The following is a 17,152-nucleotide window of genomic DNA, read 5'->3' as shown; positions in this document are numbered from 1 at the left end:
TATTACAAGATTAACCAGATTCGTCATTTGCTCTGTCTCCGTGTCGACTGGAGTTAGCGCTTTAGCGCTTACTCCAGTCCCATGCAACATAGTTGCCGTTCTACTTAAAGCACCTTGGCTTCGGTTTTCAGCTTATCGACCAGCGTCTTCACATCCGGCACCTTCACACCGGCGGACCGCTTGGGCGGCTCGACAACCTTCAGCGTCTTCAGGCGCGGCGTGACATCGACACCCAGATCTTCCGGCTTGACGACTTCCAGCGGCTTCTTCTTCGCCTTCATGATGTTCGGCAGCGTCACGTAGCGCGGCTCGTTCAGGCGCAGGTCGGTGGTGATGACCGCGGGAAGCTTTAAAGACAGCGTCTCAGCACCACCGTCCACTTCGCGCGAAACGGTTGCCTTGCCGTCAGCAACAATCACTTTCGAAGCAAACGTCGCCTGCGGCAATCCAGCCAGCGCAGCCAGCATCTGGCCGGTCTGGTTCGAATCGTCGTCGATGGCCTGCTTGCCGAGAATGACTAGCGAAGGCTGTTCCTTGTCGACCAGCGCCTTGAGCAGCTTGGCAACAGCCAGCGGCTGCAACTCTTCAGAAGACTCGATCAGGATCGCGCGATCCGCGCCAATCGCCAGCGCCGTGCGCAGCGTTTCCTGCGATTGCACAACCCCGCAAGAAACCGCCACTACCTCGCTGACAAAACCCGCCTCCTTCAACCGCACCGCCTCTTCAACCGCGATCTCGTCGAACGGATTCATCGACATCTTCACGTTCGTGATATCGACACCCGTGCCGTCCGATTTCACCCGGACCTTCACGTTGTAATCGACCACCCGCTTCACAGCCACCAACACCTTCATGTCGCTCTCCTCTCCCAACATCTCAATCGCTCAGGCCAGCATCATCCGCGCAATCACCGTTCGCTGGATCTCCGACGAACCCTCGTAGATGCGCAGAATTCTCGCGTCACGCACCAGCCGTTCGAGCGGCATCTCACGGGTGAACCCGTAACCGCCGTGAATCTGCAAAGCGGTATCGGTAACGAAGCCCACCGTCTCCGACGCATACAGCTTCGCCATCGACGCACAATCGGTGAACGGCTCGCCCGCCCCGCGCCGCACGGCCGCCTGCAAGGTCAGAAGCCAGGCCGCTTCGAGCCGGGTCTTCATGTCGGCGAACATCCATTGCAGACCTTGCTTGCGCGAAAGCGGCTCGCCGCCCACGTGGCGCTGTTTGGCCCATTCGACCGCGCTCGCGCGCGCGGCCTCCGCGATACCGAGACTCGTGGCAGCGACATCGAGCCGGCTATTGTCGAGCACCTTCATCGCCGTGCGAAAACCGGTGCCTTCGGCGCCGAGCCGATTCGCCGCCGGCACGAAACAGTCGAAGGCGATCTCGTGCGCCGGCGCGCCGCGAATGCCCATCAGCTTCTCGGCGGGCGCCACGTCCACGCCGGCGCTGTGCCGGTCGACCACGAACGCGCTAATGCCGCGCGGCCCCGCGTCCGGATCGGTCTTCGCATAGACGACGATGAAGTCAGCCGCCTCCGCGTTCGAGATGAAATGCTTCACGCCGCGAATCCGGTAGCCGTCGCCCTCGCGCGTCGCGCGGGTCGACATGTCGGCGGGATTCGACCCGGCGCGTGGCTCAGTCAGCGCAAACGCGCCGAGTTTCGCGCCCGCTGCTGCTTCGGGTAGATAGCGGTCGCGCAAACCGTCATCGCCGCCGATCAGAATCGAATCGGTCGCGAGATAGTGGGCGCCGATCATCGACGACGTCGACGCGCACGCCTTCGCAATCTCGGCCAGCGACAGAATGATCGCCACCGGCGATGCGCCGATACCGCACCATCGCTCGGGCAGGTTCATGCCCATCACACCGAGTTCGGCGAGTTGCGCGACGTAACGCGTGGTGGAAATTTCATCGCGATCCACCTCGGCCGCGCGCGGCGCCAGTTCGCTTTGCGCAAAGCGTTCGATCGCGTCGGCGAGCTCCAGATCGTTCTGTTCGACGCCCAGTCGTTTAAGCATGATCGGTCTCCTTGTTGAGTGCGTCGGAATGCGCAAATTGCGCACTACCGGCGGCAGCACCGTCGCGACCGAACACGCCCTGCATGCGCAACCCGGCGATTCGGGCCGCATCGAGGCCGAACGTATGCAGTATTTCGGCGGTGTGTTCACCCAATTGCGGCGCGGCGGTGACGCGGTTGCCGTCGTACGCTGAAAATTTGACGGGCTGTGAAGGCAGACGCCGCGTATGGCTCGCAACGCCATTCGCGCGGGGCACGTCGGTCAGCAAGCCTCGAAACGTCGCCTGATCGCTTTCGAGCGCTTGCTGCACGTTGCGGATCGGCGCAACAGGTATGCCGGCGGCGCCGAGAATCCGGTTCACTTCGGCCACCGAGCGCTGAGCCGACCACGCTTCGACGCAAGCCCGCAACGCCGCTTCGTGCACGCAACGCGTCGCATCGTCGGCATAACGGGGATCGCTGGAAAGATGCGGCTCGCCGATCGCCTGAGCGAACGTGTCGAACAGCCTGTTGTTGAGCACCGCGACCACATAGAAACCGTCCTGCGCGCGAAAAGCGCCGAACGGCGCCGACGACGAGTGACGATTGCCCACCCGCTGCGGCGCGATCCCCGTCGCGGCAAAGCGGGCTACCAGCGTTGCGCTGAGGCTCAAGGTCGCGTCGAACATCGAGACGTCGACATGCGTGCCTTTGCCGGTCTTCTCGCGCGACAGCAGCGCGGCGAGCACGCCCCACGACGCGAACAGTCCGCTCACCACATCCGAAACCGATTCGCCGATCAGAGTGGGTGGGCCGTCGGGAGAGCCTGTCGCGTCCATCAGGCCGCACATCGCCTGCAAAATGATGTCGTAGGCGGGACGATGCGATTCGGGACCGGTCTGGCCGAAGCCGGACACGCTCGCATAGACGAGCGCCGGGTTGCGCTCGCCAAGCTCCGCGTAGCCGATACCCAGCTTGTCTGCCACGCCGGGACGGAAATTTTCCACCACGACGTCAGCGCCGGCGCACAGCGTCTGCGCCAGTTCGCGGCCCGCAACGGTTTTCAGATCGATCACGATGCTGCGCTTGTTGCGGTTCATCGCCGCGAACAGGCCGCTCTCGCCATCCGCGAAGGGGCCCACGGCGCGATAGTCGTCGCCGCCTGGCGGCTCGATCTTGATCACGTCGGCCCCCAGATCGCTCAGCAAAGCCGTGCAGAACGGTCCGGCGAGCACACGCGAGAAATCGACGATACGCACGCCGGTGAGCGGCAAATCGGGCAAGTTGGGCAAGGTCACGGCGAACTCCTGTTGGAACAATGCCTCGATTTTCGTCACCCGGACCTATCAAGTAAAATATCGGAATAAATTAGCTGCTATAGGATTTCTTAATGCGTATCTCCCTGCGTCTCCTGCGTTATTTCGCGGCTGCGGCGGAAACCGGCAGCACGACGGCGGCGGCACGTCAGCTCAACGTGTCGCAACCGTCGATCTCTGTTGCGATCCGCGAACTGGAGGCGCTGTTCGAGGAAACACTGTTCGCGCGCGACGCCGGTTCGAAGATGACGCTGACGCGCTTCGGCGCGCGCAAGCTCGCGGAAGCGCGCCAACTGCTCACCGCCGCCAACGCCTTCGAACTCGACGACAGCGGCGACGCCGCGTCGGGAGAAGTCCATATCGGCGTGTTCAGCACGCTGGCGCCGGTCTATCTGCCGGTTTTGCTGCGCATTGCGCGCTCACGCTTTCCGAACCTGACCGTGCGCTTTGTCGAAGGCAATCTGGTGGAACTCGAGGAATGGCTGAACAGCAGCCATATCGAACTGGCGCTAACCTACGATGTGGGTTTGCCCGACGAGCTCGAACTGGAGTCGCTGGCATCGTTGCGCCCGTACGGCCTTGTGCCCGCCGATTCGAAGCTGGCCAAAACGCGTGGCGGCATTTCGCTGTATGAGCTGGCCAAGGAGCCGTTGATCCTCATCGATCTGCCGCACAGCCGCGAGTTTTTGATGGCGCCGTTCTGGCAATGCGGGCTGACGCCGGAGGTGCGTTACCGCGCGACGTCGATCGAACTGGTGCGAAGCATGGTCGCTAACGGGCTTGGCGTATCGCTGCTGATTACGCAAAGCCCCGCGGCGACGGTCAGCGCGGCGGTCGCCGAACGGCCGATCCGCGAAGAGACGATCCGGCAGCCGCTGGTGATCGCGCGCTCGAAACGGGCGGCGCAGACGCAGGCTTCGGAGTTGGTCGCGCAGTGCATCCGCGACGCGGTGCGCGAAGCGATGGCTACGCGCGCCGGCCACGGGCGAAAGAGCAGGAGCGCCTGACCGCCCTCACCGGCGCCCTACCGCGCCGCGGTATCGTATTCCAGCTTCGGATACCAGTCCGTCCCACGGCCGCCGGGCGTCATGTCGAGCACCGTCCAGATCGGCATCACGTCGGGCGCGCCGCGTGGATCCTGGCCGGGGTCCGCTGTCGACGGCCCCATTTCCTCCGCCCAGAAGTGCCGCACGGTACCGCCTGAGCGCGTGAACACATTGAACGCGGGATTGTCGTCACCGGCCGGATCTTCCGCCGCGTAGTCGCGATTGAAGGTGTTGCCGCCCGCCGAATACAGTCGCAGATGCCGCCAGCCCCGCTCCTTCCTGAACGCAACCAGCTTCTCGATCGGCGAGCGGGCGATCACGGCGAACGCCACGCGCTGCAGGATGTCGGGCATTTCGCCATCGTACGCGCTCAGGAGTGACGTGCACATCGGACACGGCCGGGCGCGCTGCGGGCCGAACATCCAGTTGTAGGTGACGAGCGTGTCACGCTCGCCGAACATTTCCGATAGCTTCACTGGGCCGGCTTCGCCCATGAACAGGTAATCCTCGGGCACGGCGCCGCCGGGCGGCAGCGCACGGCGCTGGGCGGCGACCCGTTCGATATGGCGGCGCAATTCGATTTCCTCGGCGAGCAGGTCGTTGCGCGCGCGACGATAGTCGGTGCTTTCGCCGGGAAAGCGGCTCGGCGTGTCAGCCGCTAGTTGCCGGGCCGGCTTCAACGTTGGTGCGGATGCGGGTATGTCAGTCATCAGCCATCTCCTCTTACGGAAAAAGGATAAAGGGCGCGAGCAGCGCGCCGCGACCGCGGGCGCGTTCTCGTCCTCTATATACCCACGACGAGCCGCGCGGCGGCAAATCGACAGCATCGGCGAAATTTTTTTGGCGATGCTTACGCGCAGCCGGACGGCAACCGAAAGCGCCCGGCAAGGTATCCTTGAGCGCAACAGCAGGCGCGCCGGGCGCGCCGTCCATGGGGATGCAACATGCCGCTTCGTCTGCCACCGCTGCCGGCGCTTCGTTTCTTTGAAGCGGCCGGCAGGCATCAGAGTTTCAAACTTGCCGCCGCGGAACTGAATGTCACGCCGAGCGCGATCAGCCACGGCATTGTCGGACTGGAACAGGCGCTCGGCGTCGAACTGTTCGTGCGCGAGCCGCGCGGCATCTCGCTCACGGCGAGCGGCGCGGACTATCTGTCGTATGTCTCCGAAGCGTTTTCGCTAATCGCCGTCGGCACGCAGCGTCTGCCAAATCACCGAGCGGATCGGCCGATCGCGCTGAGCTGCGCGCCGACCTTCGCGTCGCGCTGGCTGCTGCCGCGCCTCGCCGGCTTCCGCGCGCGTTGGCCGAACGTGAACGTGAGCGTCGACACCTCGCATCGTCAAGTCGGCTTTCCCGTCGACGGTTTCGACTTCGCGATCCGCATGAGCCGTGCGCCGGTTGCCGGCACCGCGTGGACGCGGCTGTTCGGCGAGCGCCTCGTGCCCGTGTGCAGCCCCGCGTACCTGGCGAATCTTCGCGACGAGCAAGGCCATGCGGACCTGCGTCGCGCGACGCTCATTCATGTGAACGCCGCCAGCGAGGACTGGCAGGCCTGGCTGGATGCGACCGGGAGCGAAGGCATCGACACCAACGCGGGCCTGCGCGTCGATACGATCCAGCTCGCCTTCGAAGCCGCCGCGATGGGCCTCGGCGTCGCACTCGGCAGACGGCCGCTCGTGGATCGAGATATCGACAGCGGCACGCTTGTGGAAACCTGTTCGGCGACGATCGCCTCCACCACGGCCTATTGGCTGGTCAGCGCGGAAAACGCGGATCGCCGGCCGGAGCTTTTCGATTTCAAACGCTGGCTGGTGAGCGAGGCCGAGCACTTCGACGCGCACAGCAACGCTGCCGACCAGCGACTGCGGAGCGCCGCCAACTAAACTGCATGTCCCGTTCGCACAGGTGAGCCACGCTCACCTGTCGTCGAAAACTTATCTTTTGCCGCTTCTGACGCTCGCTGCGACCATGTGTCGAAGGAGATCAGAACCATGTCCACCGCCAACAGCAGACGCTTCGCCCCCGCGTTCAATCAGACGACGCTCGTGATCCTCGCCGGCGCGCTCATTCTGAGCGCCGCAATGGGCATCCGGCAAACCTTCGGCCTTTTCATCGGACCGTTTTCGTTCGACCGCGGCTTGCCGGTCACGCTGATTGCGTTCGCGATCGCGCTGCACAATCTCGTGTGGGGTTTCGCCCAGCCGTTCGCGGGCGCCGCCGCGGATCGCTATGGTTCGGCGCCGGTGGTCGCGTTCGGCGCGACGACGTTCGCGGCGGGCCTCGGCCTCGCCGCAGTGGCGCCCAGTGGCGCCATGTTGATCGTCGGCATGGGACTGCTGGTGGGCATCGGCGTGAGTTGCACGACCTTCGGCGTGGTGCTGCCGGCGGTCGGCCGCATCGCCTCGCCCGAAAAGCGCAGCATGGCGATGGGTCTGGTCAGCGCCGGCGGCTCCGCGGGCCAGGTGCTGATGGTGCCGCTCGTGCAAGGCATCCGGCTCAGTTCGGGCATTGCCACATCGCTCTTCGTGCTGGCTTTCCTGATGCTGCTGATCGCTCCGCTCGGCATGGTGCTCGACCGGCGCGCGCGGGTCGGCACGCCCGTTCAGGAAGAGCATGTCGCGCCGCTTCGCAAGGTGCTGGGTCAAGCGGCCGGGCATCGTGGCTACCGGCTGCTGACGCTCGGTTTCTTCACCTGCGGTTTCCAGCTTGCCTTTATCGCCACGCATCTCCCCGAATATTTGTCGCTTTGCCATATGCCGGTCGGGCTCGGCGCCACCGCGCTCGCGTTGATCGGGCTATTCAACATGGCGGGCAGTTGGGCGTGCGGCTGGCTGGGCGGCCGGTTCCGGCAGCATCATGTGCTCGGCTGGCTTTACGTGATTCGCAGCGTGACGATCGGCGCGTTCTTTTTACTGCCGAAAAGCCCGGCGTCGGTGGTGATCTTCGCGGCTGTGATGGGTCTGACCTGGCTCGGCACCGTGCCGCTCACGAGCGGACTCGTCGCGAAAGTGTTCGGCACGCGCCACCTCGGCAGCCTGTTCGGGCTCTGCTTTCTGAGCCATCAGATCGGCTCGTTTCTCGGCGCGTGGCTCGGCGGCCTGGTGTTCGATCTGACCGGTTCGTATTCGCTGTTGTGGGAAGCGACGGTGGTCGCCGGCCTCGTCGCCGCGATGCTGCACTTTCCGATCGACGACACCACGGTCAGCACGCCCGCGCTTCGAACTGAACCAGCGGCGGCGTGAGCGTGCATGCCGGCGGTGGCCGCGGACGCAGCCACCGGCTCGAAGTTAAAAGCAGCAGGAAAAGCCCTGTGCGCTGCTATTTTTTCGGCGTGTCTGCCACGGCTTTCGGCACGCGTCCCATCAGATAGAACTCGTCGTTCGGACGCATGGAAATCACGTTGGCCATGCGGTTCGACAACCCGAAAAACGCCGTGATCGCCGCGATATCCCAGATGTCTTCGTCGGAAAAACCGTGTTCGCGCAGTGCTTGAAAATCGGCGTCGCGGACCGTGCCGGACGCGCTGCAAACCTTGACCGCGAAGTCGAGCATCGCCTTCTGACGCGGTGTGATATCCGCCTTGCGATGATTGACGGCGACCTGATCGGCCACCAACGGCGCCTTTTCGTAGATGCGCAGAATCGCGCCATGCGCGACCACGCAATACAAGCATTGGTTGATCGCGCTGGTGGCGACCACGATCATCTCGCGCTCGCCTTTGCTGAGGCCGCCCTCTTTCAGCATCAACGCGTCGTGATAGGCGAAGAACGCGCGGAACTCGTCCGGGCGGTGCGCCAGCGTCAGGAACACGTTCGGCACGAAACCGGCTTTCTCCTGCACTTCGAGAATGCGCGCGCGAATGTCGTCCGGCCATGCGTCCGGTTTGGGCACGGGGTAGCGGCTGATCGGCTGAGGCTTTGCCATGCGATGTCTCCGTCGTATCTGTTTGGGTGTGACGACGATTCTAGCAAGCCGCACAGCCGCAGCACGTCCACGCTCGACAAGGTCCGATATCGACGCCCATATCGTCTAGACTTTCCACTCAAGGGAGCTTGAGGCTTGAGCCGCGCCGCGACGACCGGCGCCGGCCGGATTTCAGCAGGAGCAGACCATGTCAGACGTTTTGCACGACGCGCGAGCGCCCGTCGTCAAGGTGCGCCCCGACCGGGAAACGGCGACGACCCAGCGGCTGCCTTACTTTGTCGGCATTTCCGCCGGCACTGCGGGCACGACGGGTTTGTCCATGTATATGGTCGTGGTGCCGCCGGGCGGTCACGCCGAGCCGCACTTCCACGCCGACTACGAAACCGCGATCTACATGCTCGAGGGCAAGATCGAAACGCGCTACGGACCCGGCTTGCGCGAGTCCGTCATCACCGAACCGGGGGACTTTCTGTTCATTCCGCCCGGCGTGCCACATCAGCCGTTCAATCTGGACGCGGCCACCGCGGCGCGCGCGATCGTGGCGCGCAACCATGCGGACGAGCACGAACGCGTCGTGCCGTACGATCCGGCCTCGGACGCGTGATCCAGCGTCAGACGTGTGATCCAGCAAATGAAGGCTGCGGGGCTAGTACTGGCTAACGGCTGGCTACACACGTCTCGCGGCCGATTGCGACCACGCGCGTTCTCCTCCCCGCCATCCGGCGTCAAGCGCCCCCGCATTCGGCCTCCCCGCAGCGCCGTTTTGCCACCTGTGCTTAAATCCGCTTTTCATATCATTCCCGTATCATGGCGGCCGCCTGCCGACGCAGCACGGTGCTCGCCGTCGTGCGGGAACGGAACATGCGCGGACTGTTCGCCATGCGCCACCCGGGCGCGGACGTTTCAAATCCCTTCATGGCATTCTCAGGAGCGCGGTTGTGTGGCATTTTCCGGTTGCTATTCCACCCTCGCTGGGCGTGTGGGCCGTGTTCATGAGCGTGCTCATCACGCAACTCGGCGTGCCGATTCCGGCCGCGCCGATGCTGATTCTCGGTGGAACCATGGCCGCCATGGGGCAAACCTCGTATACGAGCGTCGTGTGCGCCGCCGTCGCCGCCACGCTGCTTGCCGATTCGCTGTGGTTCTTCACCGGACGGGCCTATGGCCGCCGTTTGCTGAACTATCTCGTACGCTTCTCCCTTTCGCTCGACACCACAGTGCGGCTCGCGCGCAATACCTATGAACGGTACGGCGCGCCGATTCTCACCGTCGCGAAGTTCCTGCCCGGACTCGGCCTGATCTCCGCGCCGCTGCTCGGCACGACGGCCATCAATGTCGGCGTGTTTCTGCTGTGGGATTTTGTCGGCGCGACGCTGTGGGCGAGCGTATGGGTGATCGGCGGCGCCGCGCTGCACGACGAGATCGTGCAACTGATGCTGCTCGTGCGTCACAACGGCGGCACGATTTTCGATGCGTTCGCGGCGATCTTCGTGGCCGTGCTGCTGTATCGCTGGGTGCGCCGCTGGCAGTTTCGCCGCTGGCTCGCGCATACGCGCATTTCGCCGGACCAGCTCGACGAGATGATGAAGTCGAACGAGCCGCCGCTCATTTTCGACGCGCGCCCACGCAGCATCCGTGAAAAGGAATCGCACCGGATTGCCGGCGCGCGGCGGCTGGATCTCGATTCGCCCGAGCCGATCGATCCCGAGTTGCTGAAGCGGCCGATCGTCGTCTACTGCGTGTGTCCGAACGAAGCGACGGCGAAGCGGATCGTCGACCAGTTGCATCGCAAGAATATCCACCATATCCGCGCGCTCAAGGGCGGCCTCGACGCGTGGCAGAAACGCGGTTATCCGGTCGAACCGTTGCCGCCCGACTTCCACACGGCGAAGGCCCACATGATCGAGGACGAGGGCGAAGAAGGCGAATACACGGTGCGCGCGCGGCTGGCGAAGTAACGACACCGCGCCTCGAAGGCCACGCAACGCTCATCAAAAACCGCTTGCGCTTCACGCCCAATGTGTGCAACATGCATATATGCACGTTGCACACATTGAGGCATTCCCATGACGCAGCGCACAGAAAATCTGCTTGGCGTGCTCGCCCTGCTGGTCACGGACGAAATGAACGCGCAACCCACCGTGGACGCGCTCGCCGGCCCCACTGCCCGCGCCATGCTCAACGCGGTCGGTCAATATCCCGATTCATCCATTGAAGTGCTGCGCGAGGCGGTCGATCTGTCGCATCCGGCCGCCGTGCGCGCCGTGGCGGGACTGGTCGAGGCGGGTCTCGTCGAGAAAAAATCGGGCGCGGACAAACGTGCTGTGGCGCTTGCGCTGACCGCATCTGGCAAGCGTGAGGCCAAACGCCTGCAAACGGCGCGCGACCGGATGCTGCAACGCATCGTCGGGCGGCTCGAAGACAGCGAGCGCGAAGTGCTGGAAAGCCTGCTGATCAAGATCTTGTGGAACGAGACCCGTGACCCGGCACATGCCATGCAACTGTGCCGCCTGTGTGACGACGGTCCGTGTCTGAAAGCGGGCTGTCCTGTCGAATGCCGCGAACAGGGATTGCCCATGCCCGCGCGGAGCAGCACATGAAATCCGCCGCGCCGGCGCGCTGGCCGGCAATCGCGGCATTGACCGCGGTGTCGGCGCTCTCGCAGGTCGGCCAGTTCGGCATCGGCTTCATGGTGCTGCCGGTGTGGCTCGCTCATCGCGGCCTGGATGCGCCACGCGCCGGCCTCTTCTCCGCCGCGCAATGGACCGGCATGCTGGCCGGCTTGCTGATCGCGCCGTGGCTGATGGCGCGCATCGGCGCGAAACGTACCGTGTCGCTGGGTCTGCTGGCCACGCTCGTGGCGTTCGCCACCATGAGCGCGCTGTCGTGGCCGCTGTGGCTCGTGCCCGGTCTGCTGACGGGGCTGGGTATCGGCTTACGCTGGATCGCCAACGAAACCTGGCTCTACAGTCTGGTCCCCGCCGAATCGAGCGGACGTGTGGTGGGCGTGCACGAAGCGCTGATCGCCACGGCAGGTGTGATCGGCCCGGCGCTCGCAGTCTGGTGCGATGTCGATGGACGCATCACGTTCGCGGCCGGTGCGGCCTTCACGTTCGCCGCCGCGCTGCCGCTGTGGCTAACTGCATCAGACGAAACATGGCCTGCTTTGCAAGAAGCACCGCCTGTGCGAAGAGAAAGCGCTCAACGACGGTTGCCGATCGGCCCGCTGGTGAGCCTCGGCATGGTGGTCATCGCAGCGGGCGGCATCGGCGATGGCGCGCTTTACGGCCTCTTCCCGCTATTCGCCGACGCGCACGGCCTCAACGCCACGCAAACCGCCACGCTGCTGACGCTGTTCGGCGTCGGCGGCATGGTGCTGCAATTTCCGGTCGGCTGGCTGGCGGATCGCACGGGGCTCGCGGCCACGGTGATCGTGTGCGCCGCGCTCAGCACGCTGGCCATCTGCGGCTTCGCGCTGGCCGCGCCCGCCTCCCGGCTCGCGACCGCGAGCGTGCTCTTGCTCGGCGGCATGAACAGCTCGTTCATCACACTCGGCATGTACGCGGCGGCTTGCAGCGACAAGGCCGCCCTCACGCGCAACATGCGGCTGGTGTCGCTCACGTTCACCGCGAGTTCGATCGTGGGGCCGCTCGCCGCGGGCTTCGCGATGAACGCGCGCGGCAGCGATATGTTGATGTGGCAACTCGCGCTCATGAGCGGCGCGCTGGTGGTCTACACGCTCGGCTTGCGCGAAGGCCGGCGCCAGCCCGAACATTCTTCGTCGATGGGCTGAGCCGGTTTTTTGCATCGATTGGCAGGAAGGTTGGACGTGTCTAAGCCTCGCGTCCTGCAACCTTGCGCTGCCGCCACAAACACAGCAGATCGCACGCGATATGCGCGGCGGCAATCGCCGTGATCTCGCTCTGGTCGTAAGCCGGCGCGACTTCCACGACATCCGCGCCCACCACATTCAACGCGCCGAGCGCGCGCACGATCGCGAGTCCCTGCGCCGACGACAAACCACCCGCCACCGGCGTCCCCGTGCCCGGCGCGAACGCCGGATCGAGACAGTCGATATCGAAGGTCAAATACGCGGGACGTGCACCCACAATCGACACAATCCGCTCCGCCGCCGCTCGCGTGCCATGCTCATGGACCCAGGCTGCATCGAGAATATTGATGCCCATGAAATCGTCATTCCATGTGCGAATGCCGATCTGCACCGAAGTCTTCGGATCGATCAGGCCATCCTTGACCGCCTTGTAGAACATCGAGCCGTGGTTCAGGCTGTCGGGACTGTCGTCGGCCCAGGTATCGCAATGGGCGTCGAAATGAATCAGCGAGAGCGGCTTGCCGTACTTCTCCGCATGCGCGATCAACAGCGGATAGGTGATGTAGTGATCGCCGCCGAGCGTCAGCATCTTCGCGTCCGAACGCAGGATCGTGCGCGCATGCTCGACGATGGATTCCTTGATCGTGAGTGGATTGTGCGCGTCGAACCAGCAATCGCCATAGTCGGTCACGGCGAGGTCATCGAACGGATTGAAACCCCACGGATACGGATGCAACTCCGACAGCTGCACGCTGGCCGCGCGTACCGCCGCCGGCCCGAGACGCGCGCCCGCGCGGAACGTGGTGGCCAGATCGAGCGGCACGCCGGAGACCACGACATCGACACCGTCGAGTTCGCGTGTGTACTTGCGGCGCATGAACGACAGCACGCCCGCATAGGTGTTTTCGATCGACGAGCCATAGAGCGACGTGCGGCGAATCGCGCCGTCGCCGTAGACGAGTTCAGTCATGGATGAGCTGATACCTGATAGACAATCCAGCGTCACGCGCGAGGACGCCAAGGGACACGCGTTATGCCGGCTTCGGATTCATTGGGAACGCGACGGCGCGCCTCACACGCACCGCCGCGCTGGCTGCGCGAATCCTTTAGCGCAGCCGCACCAGCGTGGACTTCAGCTCAGTGTATTTTTCCAGCGCATGCAGCGACTTGTCGCGGCCGTTGCCCGATTGCTTGTAGCCGCCGAACGGGAAGTTCATGTCGCCGCCTTCGTCGTAGCAATTGACCCATACCGTGCCGGCGCGGAGTTGGCGTGAGACTTCGTGCGCGGTGGTCAGGTTCGAAGTCCAGACCGCGGCGGCGAGACCATACTCGCTGTCGTTAGCGATCCTGATCGCCTCCTCCACCGTGTCGAACGTGATCACCGACAACACCGGCCCGAAGATTTCCTCTCGCGCGACCTTCGCGCCGGAGGCCGGAATTTCGAAGATGGTCGGCTCGATATAGAAGCCACCGGATTCCTCGTTGACGCGCGCGCCGCCGAGCAGCAGTTTGGCTTCGGCGCGGCCTGCTTCGATATAACCGAGCACGCGCTCGAGTTGAACCTTGTCGACGATCGCGCCCATCGACGTTTTCGGGTCGAGCGGATTGCCCGGCGTATAGCTGCGCGCGGCGGCGATCAGCTTGTCGAGGAACACGTCTTTAATGTCGCGGTGCACGAGCAGGCGCGAACCCGCCGTGCACATTTCGCCCATGTTGTAGAAGATCGCACCCGCCGCCGCGTTCGCCGCGCGGTCCATATCGGGGCAATCCGGCATCACGATGTTCGGCGACTTGCCGCCGAGTTCGAGCCAGACGCGTTTCAGGTTCGATTGCCCGGCGTACTGCATGATCAGCTTGCCGACGTTGGTCGAGCCGGTGAAGGCGAGACAGTCCACGTCCTGATGCAGCGCCAGCAGCTTGCCCGGCTCGCCCGCGCCCGGCACGACGTTGAACACACCCGCGGGAATGCCTGCGTCGAGCGCGAGTTGCGCGAGGCGGATCGCGGTGAGCGGCGACTTCTCCGAAGGCTTGAGCACCACGCTATTGCCCGCTGCCAACGCCGGGCCGAATTTCCATGATGCCATCAGGATCGGGAAATTCCACGGCACGACCGCGGCCACCACGCCGATCGGCTCGCGCGTGACGAGTCCGACCAGATGATGATCGGCCGGCGCGACTTCGCCGCCGATTTTGTCGATGGCTTCAGCGAACCATTCGACGCAATACGCCGCGCCTGGCACGTCGACGCTGGTGGTGTCGGCGATCGGCTTGCCCGCGTCAAGCGTTTCGAGCAGCGCGAGTTCGTCCATGTGCTCGCGGATCGACGCGGCCCAGCGCAGCAGAATGGCTTTACGCTGGCGGGGATTGAGGCCCGACCACACGCCGGAGTCGAACGCGCGGCGCGCAGCGGCCACGGCGGCGTCGACATCCGCTGCGCCGCTATCGGCGATCTTGGCGAGCAGCTTGCCGTCGATCGGGCTCAGGCAGTCGAACGTGCGGCCGCCTTCGGCATCACGGTACTCGCCGTCGATAAACGCGCGCCCTTCGATCGATAGCGTAGCGGCCTTGTCTTGCCAGAAAGCGAGAGATTTCTTGTCCATCAGGATGCCTCAATGTTATGCGCTCGACGCAAACCGGCATCGACTTCATGCGGCACTGAACTGCGTCGCGGCGCGTTGGCGCGGAGTCTTTAGAAAGTGGGCGGCGAATTGGCCGACACGATCTCGCAGAGATGCTCCGCGCTGGGATTGCGAAAACGGTGCGGAAGACGGCTTTCGAAGTAATAGCTGTCACCGGGGTCGAGCAGCCACGTGGTGCCGTCCACCGTCAGTTCGATCTGACCGCTGACCACCACTCCGCCCTCGTGCCCTTCGTGCTCCAGCATTTCCGGCCCCGTGTCCGACAACGGCTGATAGACCTCGCGCAGAATGCCCATGTTGCGATCTTTCACGCTCGAACCCGCGAGATAGAACTCGATCGACTCATTGCCGAGGTTCGGCATGTCGGCACGGCGCGACACCACCGAACGCTCCGCTTCCACTTCGAAGGTGAAGAATTCGGCGAGACTCATGGGTATGCATTCGAGCAGTTTCTTCAGCGAGCCGACCGAGGGGCTCACGCGATTCTGTTCGATCAGCGAGATCGTGCCATTTGTCACTCCCGCCCGTTTCGCCAGTTCACGCTGGGACAAGCCGTTCTTCTTGCGGATGTATTGCAGACGGGTCGCTACTTCTATGGACATCGCTAGGTTCTCTGACATTGAAGACGATCGGGGCGCTAAGTGACCAGATGAATGGACCACATGACTCGGGCAACGAGAGATGCCCGCGAGTGTTGAATATTCTAATCACTTTGATTGTTGCGCCGCTGGGGAAAACCCTGAAAGGATTCCGAAATATGAATCGCGCAACGAACGTTCCCACTGGGCGGGATTCTAGTCGGACCCTCGGGAAAGCCCTGATAAATGTTTTATCAAAAAGGGTTTGACGGCTTTATTGGCTCGTATATGCTGGTTCCCAGGCGATCGTCATGCCGACGTCGCGAGACACAAAAATGTGTTTTGCAACGCAGCGAATTCACTTCGCACCGGTTCGAGGCGATCATCCCAGCGTCCTGTTTCTTTAAACGCCCCGTGCGGATTTCGAGCAGGCCGTTCAATACTTTCAACGTCGCTAGTCGAGTGTAATCGTGAGAGTCCGAGGCCCTTTGGTGAGATGGAATCGTAGTCAGGCGAGTTGTCCTCGCGCTGACGGCGCCATCGCCGACGGCAGCAGCGGCAGCCTTGCGTTCCGCCGCTTTCTGTCCGTCTTCACGATCCTGTCCCGCCGTTCAGTTCGACGTCACAACTCTATCTCCGCGCGCGCCTTCATTGCCGTGCGCACGGACGAAGTCGCCTCGCTGCTGCCGTAGCGCCTCCCTCTTTTCGCCGTTCGATTCATCCGTTTGCGTGAGCGCGCTCTTTCGAGCCGTGCGTTCCTGCATGGGCGGTGTCGTCTGCCGCCTGCGCGTTTCATGCCCATCGGATCAGTTGCGCACCGCAGCGGATCGAATCGAACAGCCCATCTGACTATCACGCGCGGCGCGTTTCTGTTGACGACGACCGCCTGCACTACCCCGGTGGCCTTGCGCCTTGCGCACGGCTGCGGAATCGTGCCGCGCTGTGTTTAACGTTGTTCATGCCGCGTCCCGCGGGGAACACACACGTCTATTCGTTATGCGAAACAAACCTCTGGTCGGCATCAGCGCCGACAGGACGATGATGGGAGTCCACCCGTCGCACATGGTCGGCGAGAAATACATCGCCGCGGTCGTGGACGGTTCACAGGCGCTGGCCATGCTGCTGCCGGCGCTCGGCGAGCGTCAGTCCGCGGCAGACGTGCTGGCGACAGTCGACGGCCTGTTGTTTACAGGCAGCTATTCCAACGTCGAGCCGCACCGCTACGGCGGCCACGCCAGCACGCCGGGCACGCTGCACGACGCCGCCCGCGATGCGACGACGCTGCCGCTGATGCGCGAGGCGATTGCCGCCGGCGTCCCGGTGTTGGCCGTCTGCCGGGGCTTCCAGGAAATGAACGTGGTTTTCGGTGGGACGTTGCATCAAAGCGTTCACGCGGTGGACGGTCTGAACGACCATCGCGAGAACAAGGAAGACGACCTCGACGTGCAATACGCACCGTCGCATTCGATCACGCTGACGCAGGGCGGCTTGTTGCAGCGCCTCGCGGGCGGCACGAATGAAGCGCGTGTGAATTCCTTGCACGGTCAGGGCGTCGAGCGGCTGGGCGTGGGCCTCACGGCCGAAGCCACCGCGCCGGACGGCTTGATCGAAGCGGTGAGCGTGAAAGATGCGCGCGCCTTCGCGCTGGGTGTGCAGTGGCACCCGGAGTGGAAGCATGCCAACGACGCACTATCTACCGCGATCTTTCGGGCGTTCGGCGACGCCTGCCGCGATCGAATGCGCACCAAGGCCGGCTATGGCGCGGCATCCGCCGCTGCCACGCATGCCTGAGCCGGTCGCGCACCAAAACTGAGA

At 63.9% G+C, this 17,152-nt stretch carries 17 protein-coding genes; 9 read left to right on the top strand and 8 right to left on the bottom strand.

Annotated features, from left to right (window positions below):
* Positions 1 to 104: 104 nt before the first annotated feature.
* The 3 genes from PQR32_RS17490 to PQR32_RS17480 are packed head-to-tail and all read right to left on the bottom strand — an operon-like array spanning position 105 to position 3,300.
* On the bottom strand, positions 105 to 854 hold the full coding sequence (locus tag PQR32_RS17490; protein WP_408229153.1) for an electron transfer flavoprotein subunit beta/FixA family protein: 750 nt from the start codon (positions 852 to 854) through the stop codon (positions 105 to 107).
* A 30-nt stretch (positions 855 to 884) separates the two neighbouring features.
* Positions 885 to 2,024: an acyl-CoA dehydrogenase family protein gene (locus tag PQR32_RS17485; protein ID WP_408229150.1), complete on the bottom strand. Its 1,140-nt coding sequence runs from the start codon at positions 2,022 to 2,024 to the stop codon at positions 885 to 887.
* Entirely contained in the window at positions 2,017 to 3,300 is a 1,284-nt protein-coding gene (locus PQR32_RS17480) for a CaiB/BaiF CoA transferase family protein (RefSeq protein ID WP_408229147.1), read from the bottom strand. Before PQR32_RS17480 ends, PQR32_RS17485 begins: the two co-directional genes overlap by 8 nt.
* Before the next feature lie 92 nt (positions 3,301 to 3,392).
* Between PQR32_RS17480 and PQR32_RS17475 the strand changes: the two genes are divergently transcribed.
* A complete protein-coding gene (locus PQR32_RS17475; protein ID WP_408229144.1) occupies positions 3,393 to 4,325 on the top strand; it encodes a LysR family transcriptional regulator in 933 nt (310 codons plus the stop codon).
* 17 nt (positions 4,326 to 4,342) lie between these two features.
* Here the strand turns inward: PQR32_RS17475 and PQR32_RS17470 are convergent, their stop codons facing one another.
* Positions 4,343 to 5,074 carry a DUF899 family protein gene (locus PQR32_RS17470; protein WP_408229141.1) on the bottom strand — a complete coding sequence of 244 codons (732 nt, stop codon included), beginning with the start codon at positions 5,072 to 5,074 and terminating at the stop codon, positions 4,343 to 4,345.
* Positions 5,075 to 5,308: 234 nt separating this feature from the next.
* On the opposite strand from PQR32_RS17470, the gene PQR32_RS17465 reads away from it, so the two are divergent.
* Together PQR32_RS17465 and PQR32_RS17460 are read left to right on the top strand one after the other, a co-directional pair.
* On the top strand, positions 5,309 to 6,247 hold the full coding sequence (locus PQR32_RS17465; protein ID WP_408229139.1) for a LysR substrate-binding domain-containing protein: 939 nt from the start codon (positions 5,309 to 5,311) through the stop codon (positions 6,245 to 6,247).
* 108 nt (positions 6,248 to 6,355) lie between these two features.
* Positions 6,356 to 7,606: an MFS transporter gene (locus PQR32_RS17460; RefSeq protein ID WP_408229136.1), complete on the top strand. Its 1,251-nt coding sequence runs from the start codon at positions 6,356 to 6,358 to the stop codon at positions 7,604 to 7,606.
* Positions 7,607 to 7,682: 76 nt separating this feature from the next.
* On the opposite strand, the gene PQR32_RS17455 is transcribed toward PQR32_RS17460, so the two are convergent.
* Entirely contained in the window at positions 7,683 to 8,288 is a 606-nt protein-coding gene (locus tag PQR32_RS17455; RefSeq protein WP_408229133.1) for a peroxidase-related enzyme, read from the bottom strand.
* 187 nt (positions 8,289 to 8,475) lie between these two features.
* Here PQR32_RS17455 and PQR32_RS17450 point away from each other — a divergent pair, with 187 nt between their 5' ends.
* The 4 genes from PQR32_RS17450 to PQR32_RS17435 all read left to right on the top strand — a co-directional run bounded on the left by PQR32_RS17450 (position 8,476) and on the right by PQR32_RS17435 (position 12,081).
* Positions 8,476 to 8,892, top strand: a complete 417-nt coding sequence (locus PQR32_RS17450) for a cupin domain-containing protein (RefSeq protein ID WP_408229130.1) — start codon at positions 8,476 to 8,478, stop codon at positions 8,890 to 8,892.
* A 334-nt stretch (positions 8,893 to 9,226) separates the two neighbouring features.
* Entirely contained in the window at positions 9,227 to 10,246 is a 1,020-nt protein-coding gene (locus PQR32_RS17445) for a VTT domain-containing protein (protein WP_408229127.1), read from the top strand.
* Positions 10,247 to 10,354: 108 nt separating this feature from the next.
* On the top strand, positions 10,355 to 10,888 hold the full coding sequence (locus PQR32_RS17440) for a MarR family winged helix-turn-helix transcriptional regulator (RefSeq protein WP_408229124.1): 534 nt from the start codon (positions 10,355 to 10,357) through the stop codon (positions 10,886 to 10,888).
* Complete coding sequence (locus PQR32_RS17435) at positions 10,885 to 12,081, top strand: MFS transporter (protein WP_408229121.1); 1,197 nt, start codon at positions 10,885 to 10,887, stop codon at positions 12,079 to 12,081. The genes PQR32_RS17440 and PQR32_RS17435 overlap by 4 nt, the downstream gene beginning before the upstream one ends.
* A gap of 40 nt (positions 12,082 to 12,121) precedes the next feature.
* Here the strand turns inward: PQR32_RS17435 and speB are convergent, their stop codons facing one another.
* The 3 genes from speB to PQR32_RS17420 all read right to left on the bottom strand — a co-directional run bounded on the left by speB (position 12,122) and on the right by PQR32_RS17420 (position 15,361).
* Positions 12,122 to 13,090: an agmatinase gene (gene speB / locus PQR32_RS17430; protein ID WP_408229118.1), complete on the bottom strand. Its 969-nt coding sequence runs from the start codon at positions 13,088 to 13,090 to the stop codon at positions 12,122 to 12,124.
* A gap of 136 nt (positions 13,091 to 13,226) precedes the next feature.
* Positions 13,227 to 14,720: an aldehyde dehydrogenase gene (locus PQR32_RS17425; protein WP_408229115.1), complete on the bottom strand. Its 1,494-nt coding sequence runs from the start codon at positions 14,718 to 14,720 to the stop codon at positions 13,227 to 13,229.
* 89 nt (positions 14,721 to 14,809) lie between these two features.
* Entirely contained in the window at positions 14,810 to 15,361 is a 552-nt protein-coding gene (locus tag PQR32_RS17420) for a cupin domain-containing protein (protein WP_132377566.1), read from the bottom strand.
* A gap of 446 nt (positions 15,362 to 15,807) precedes the next feature.
* On the opposite strand from PQR32_RS17420, the gene PQR32_RS17415 reads away from it, so the two are divergent.
* Positions 15,808 to 16,029, top strand: a complete 222-nt coding sequence (locus PQR32_RS17415; RefSeq protein WP_370577238.1) for a hypothetical protein — start codon at positions 15,808 to 15,810, stop codon at positions 16,027 to 16,029.
* A gap of 304 nt (positions 16,030 to 16,333) precedes the next feature.
* The gene (locus PQR32_RS17410; protein WP_408229112.1) at positions 16,334 to 17,128 is read left to right on the top strand and encodes a gamma-glutamyl-gamma-aminobutyrate hydrolase family protein; all 795 of its coding nucleotides are present in this window, start codon (positions 16,334 to 16,336) and stop codon (positions 17,126 to 17,128) included.
* Positions 17,129 to 17,152 lie beyond the last annotated feature (24 nt).

Origin of the sequence: Paraburkholderia dipogonis (assembly GCF_046027395.1) — a bacterium.
GTDB lineage: Bacteria > Pseudomonadota > Gammaproteobacteria > Burkholderiales > Burkholderiaceae > Paraburkholderia > Paraburkholderia dipogonis_A.
Note: the sequence above shows the minus strand (reverse complement) of the source record. Positions and strands in the feature narration are given on the sequence as shown.

Coding starts and splice junctions, on each gene's coding strand:
- PQR32_RS17490 (WP_408229153.1), bottom strand. CDS start 854: ATGAAGGTGTTGGTGGCTGTGAAGCGGGTGGTCGATTACAACGTGAAG.
- PQR32_RS17485 (WP_408229150.1), bottom strand. CDS start 2,024: ATGCTTAAACGACTGGGCGTCGAACAGAACGATCTGGAGCTCGCCGAC.
- PQR32_RS17475 (WP_408229144.1), top strand. CDS start 3,393: ATGCGTATCTCCCTGCGTCTCCTGCGTTATTTCGCGGCTGCGGCGGAA.
- PQR32_RS17470 (WP_408229141.1), bottom strand. CDS start 5,074: ATGACTGACATACCCGCATCCGCACCAACGTTGAAGCCGGCCCGGCAA.
- PQR32_RS17465 (WP_408229139.1), top strand. CDS start 5,309: ATGCCGCTTCGTCTGCCACCGCTGCCGGCGCTTCGTTTCTTTGAAGCG.
- PQR32_RS17460 (WP_408229136.1), top strand. CDS start 6,356: ATGTCCACCGCCAACAGCAGACGCTTCGCCCCCGCGTTCAATCAGACG.
- PQR32_RS17455 (WP_408229133.1), bottom strand. CDS start 8,288: ATGGCAAAGCCTCAGCCGATCAGCCGCTACCCCGTGCCCAAACCGGAC.
- PQR32_RS17450 (WP_408229130.1), top strand. CDS start 8,476: ATGTCAGACGTTTTGCACGACGCGCGAGCGCCCGTCGTCAAGGTGCGC.
- PQR32_RS17440 (WP_408229124.1), top strand. CDS start 10,355: ATGACGCAGCGCACAGAAAATCTGCTTGGCGTGCTCGCCCTGCTGGTC.
- PQR32_RS17435 (WP_408229121.1), top strand. CDS start 10,885: ATGAAATCCGCCGCGCCGGCGCGCTGGCCGGCAATCGCGGCATTGACC.
- speB (WP_408229118.1), bottom strand. CDS start 13,090: ATGACTGAACTCGTCTACGGCGACGGCGCGATTCGCCGCACGTCGCTC.
- PQR32_RS17425 (WP_408229115.1), bottom strand. CDS start 14,720: ATGGACAAGAAATCTCTCGCTTTCTGGCAAGACAAGGCCGCTACGCTA.
- PQR32_RS17420 (WP_132377566.1), bottom strand. CDS start 15,361: ATGTCCATAGAAGTAGCGACCCGTCTGCAATACATCCGCAAGAAGAAC.
- PQR32_RS17410 (WP_408229112.1), top strand. CDS start 16,334: ATGCGAAACAAACCTCTGGTCGGCATCAGCGCCGACAGGACGATGATG.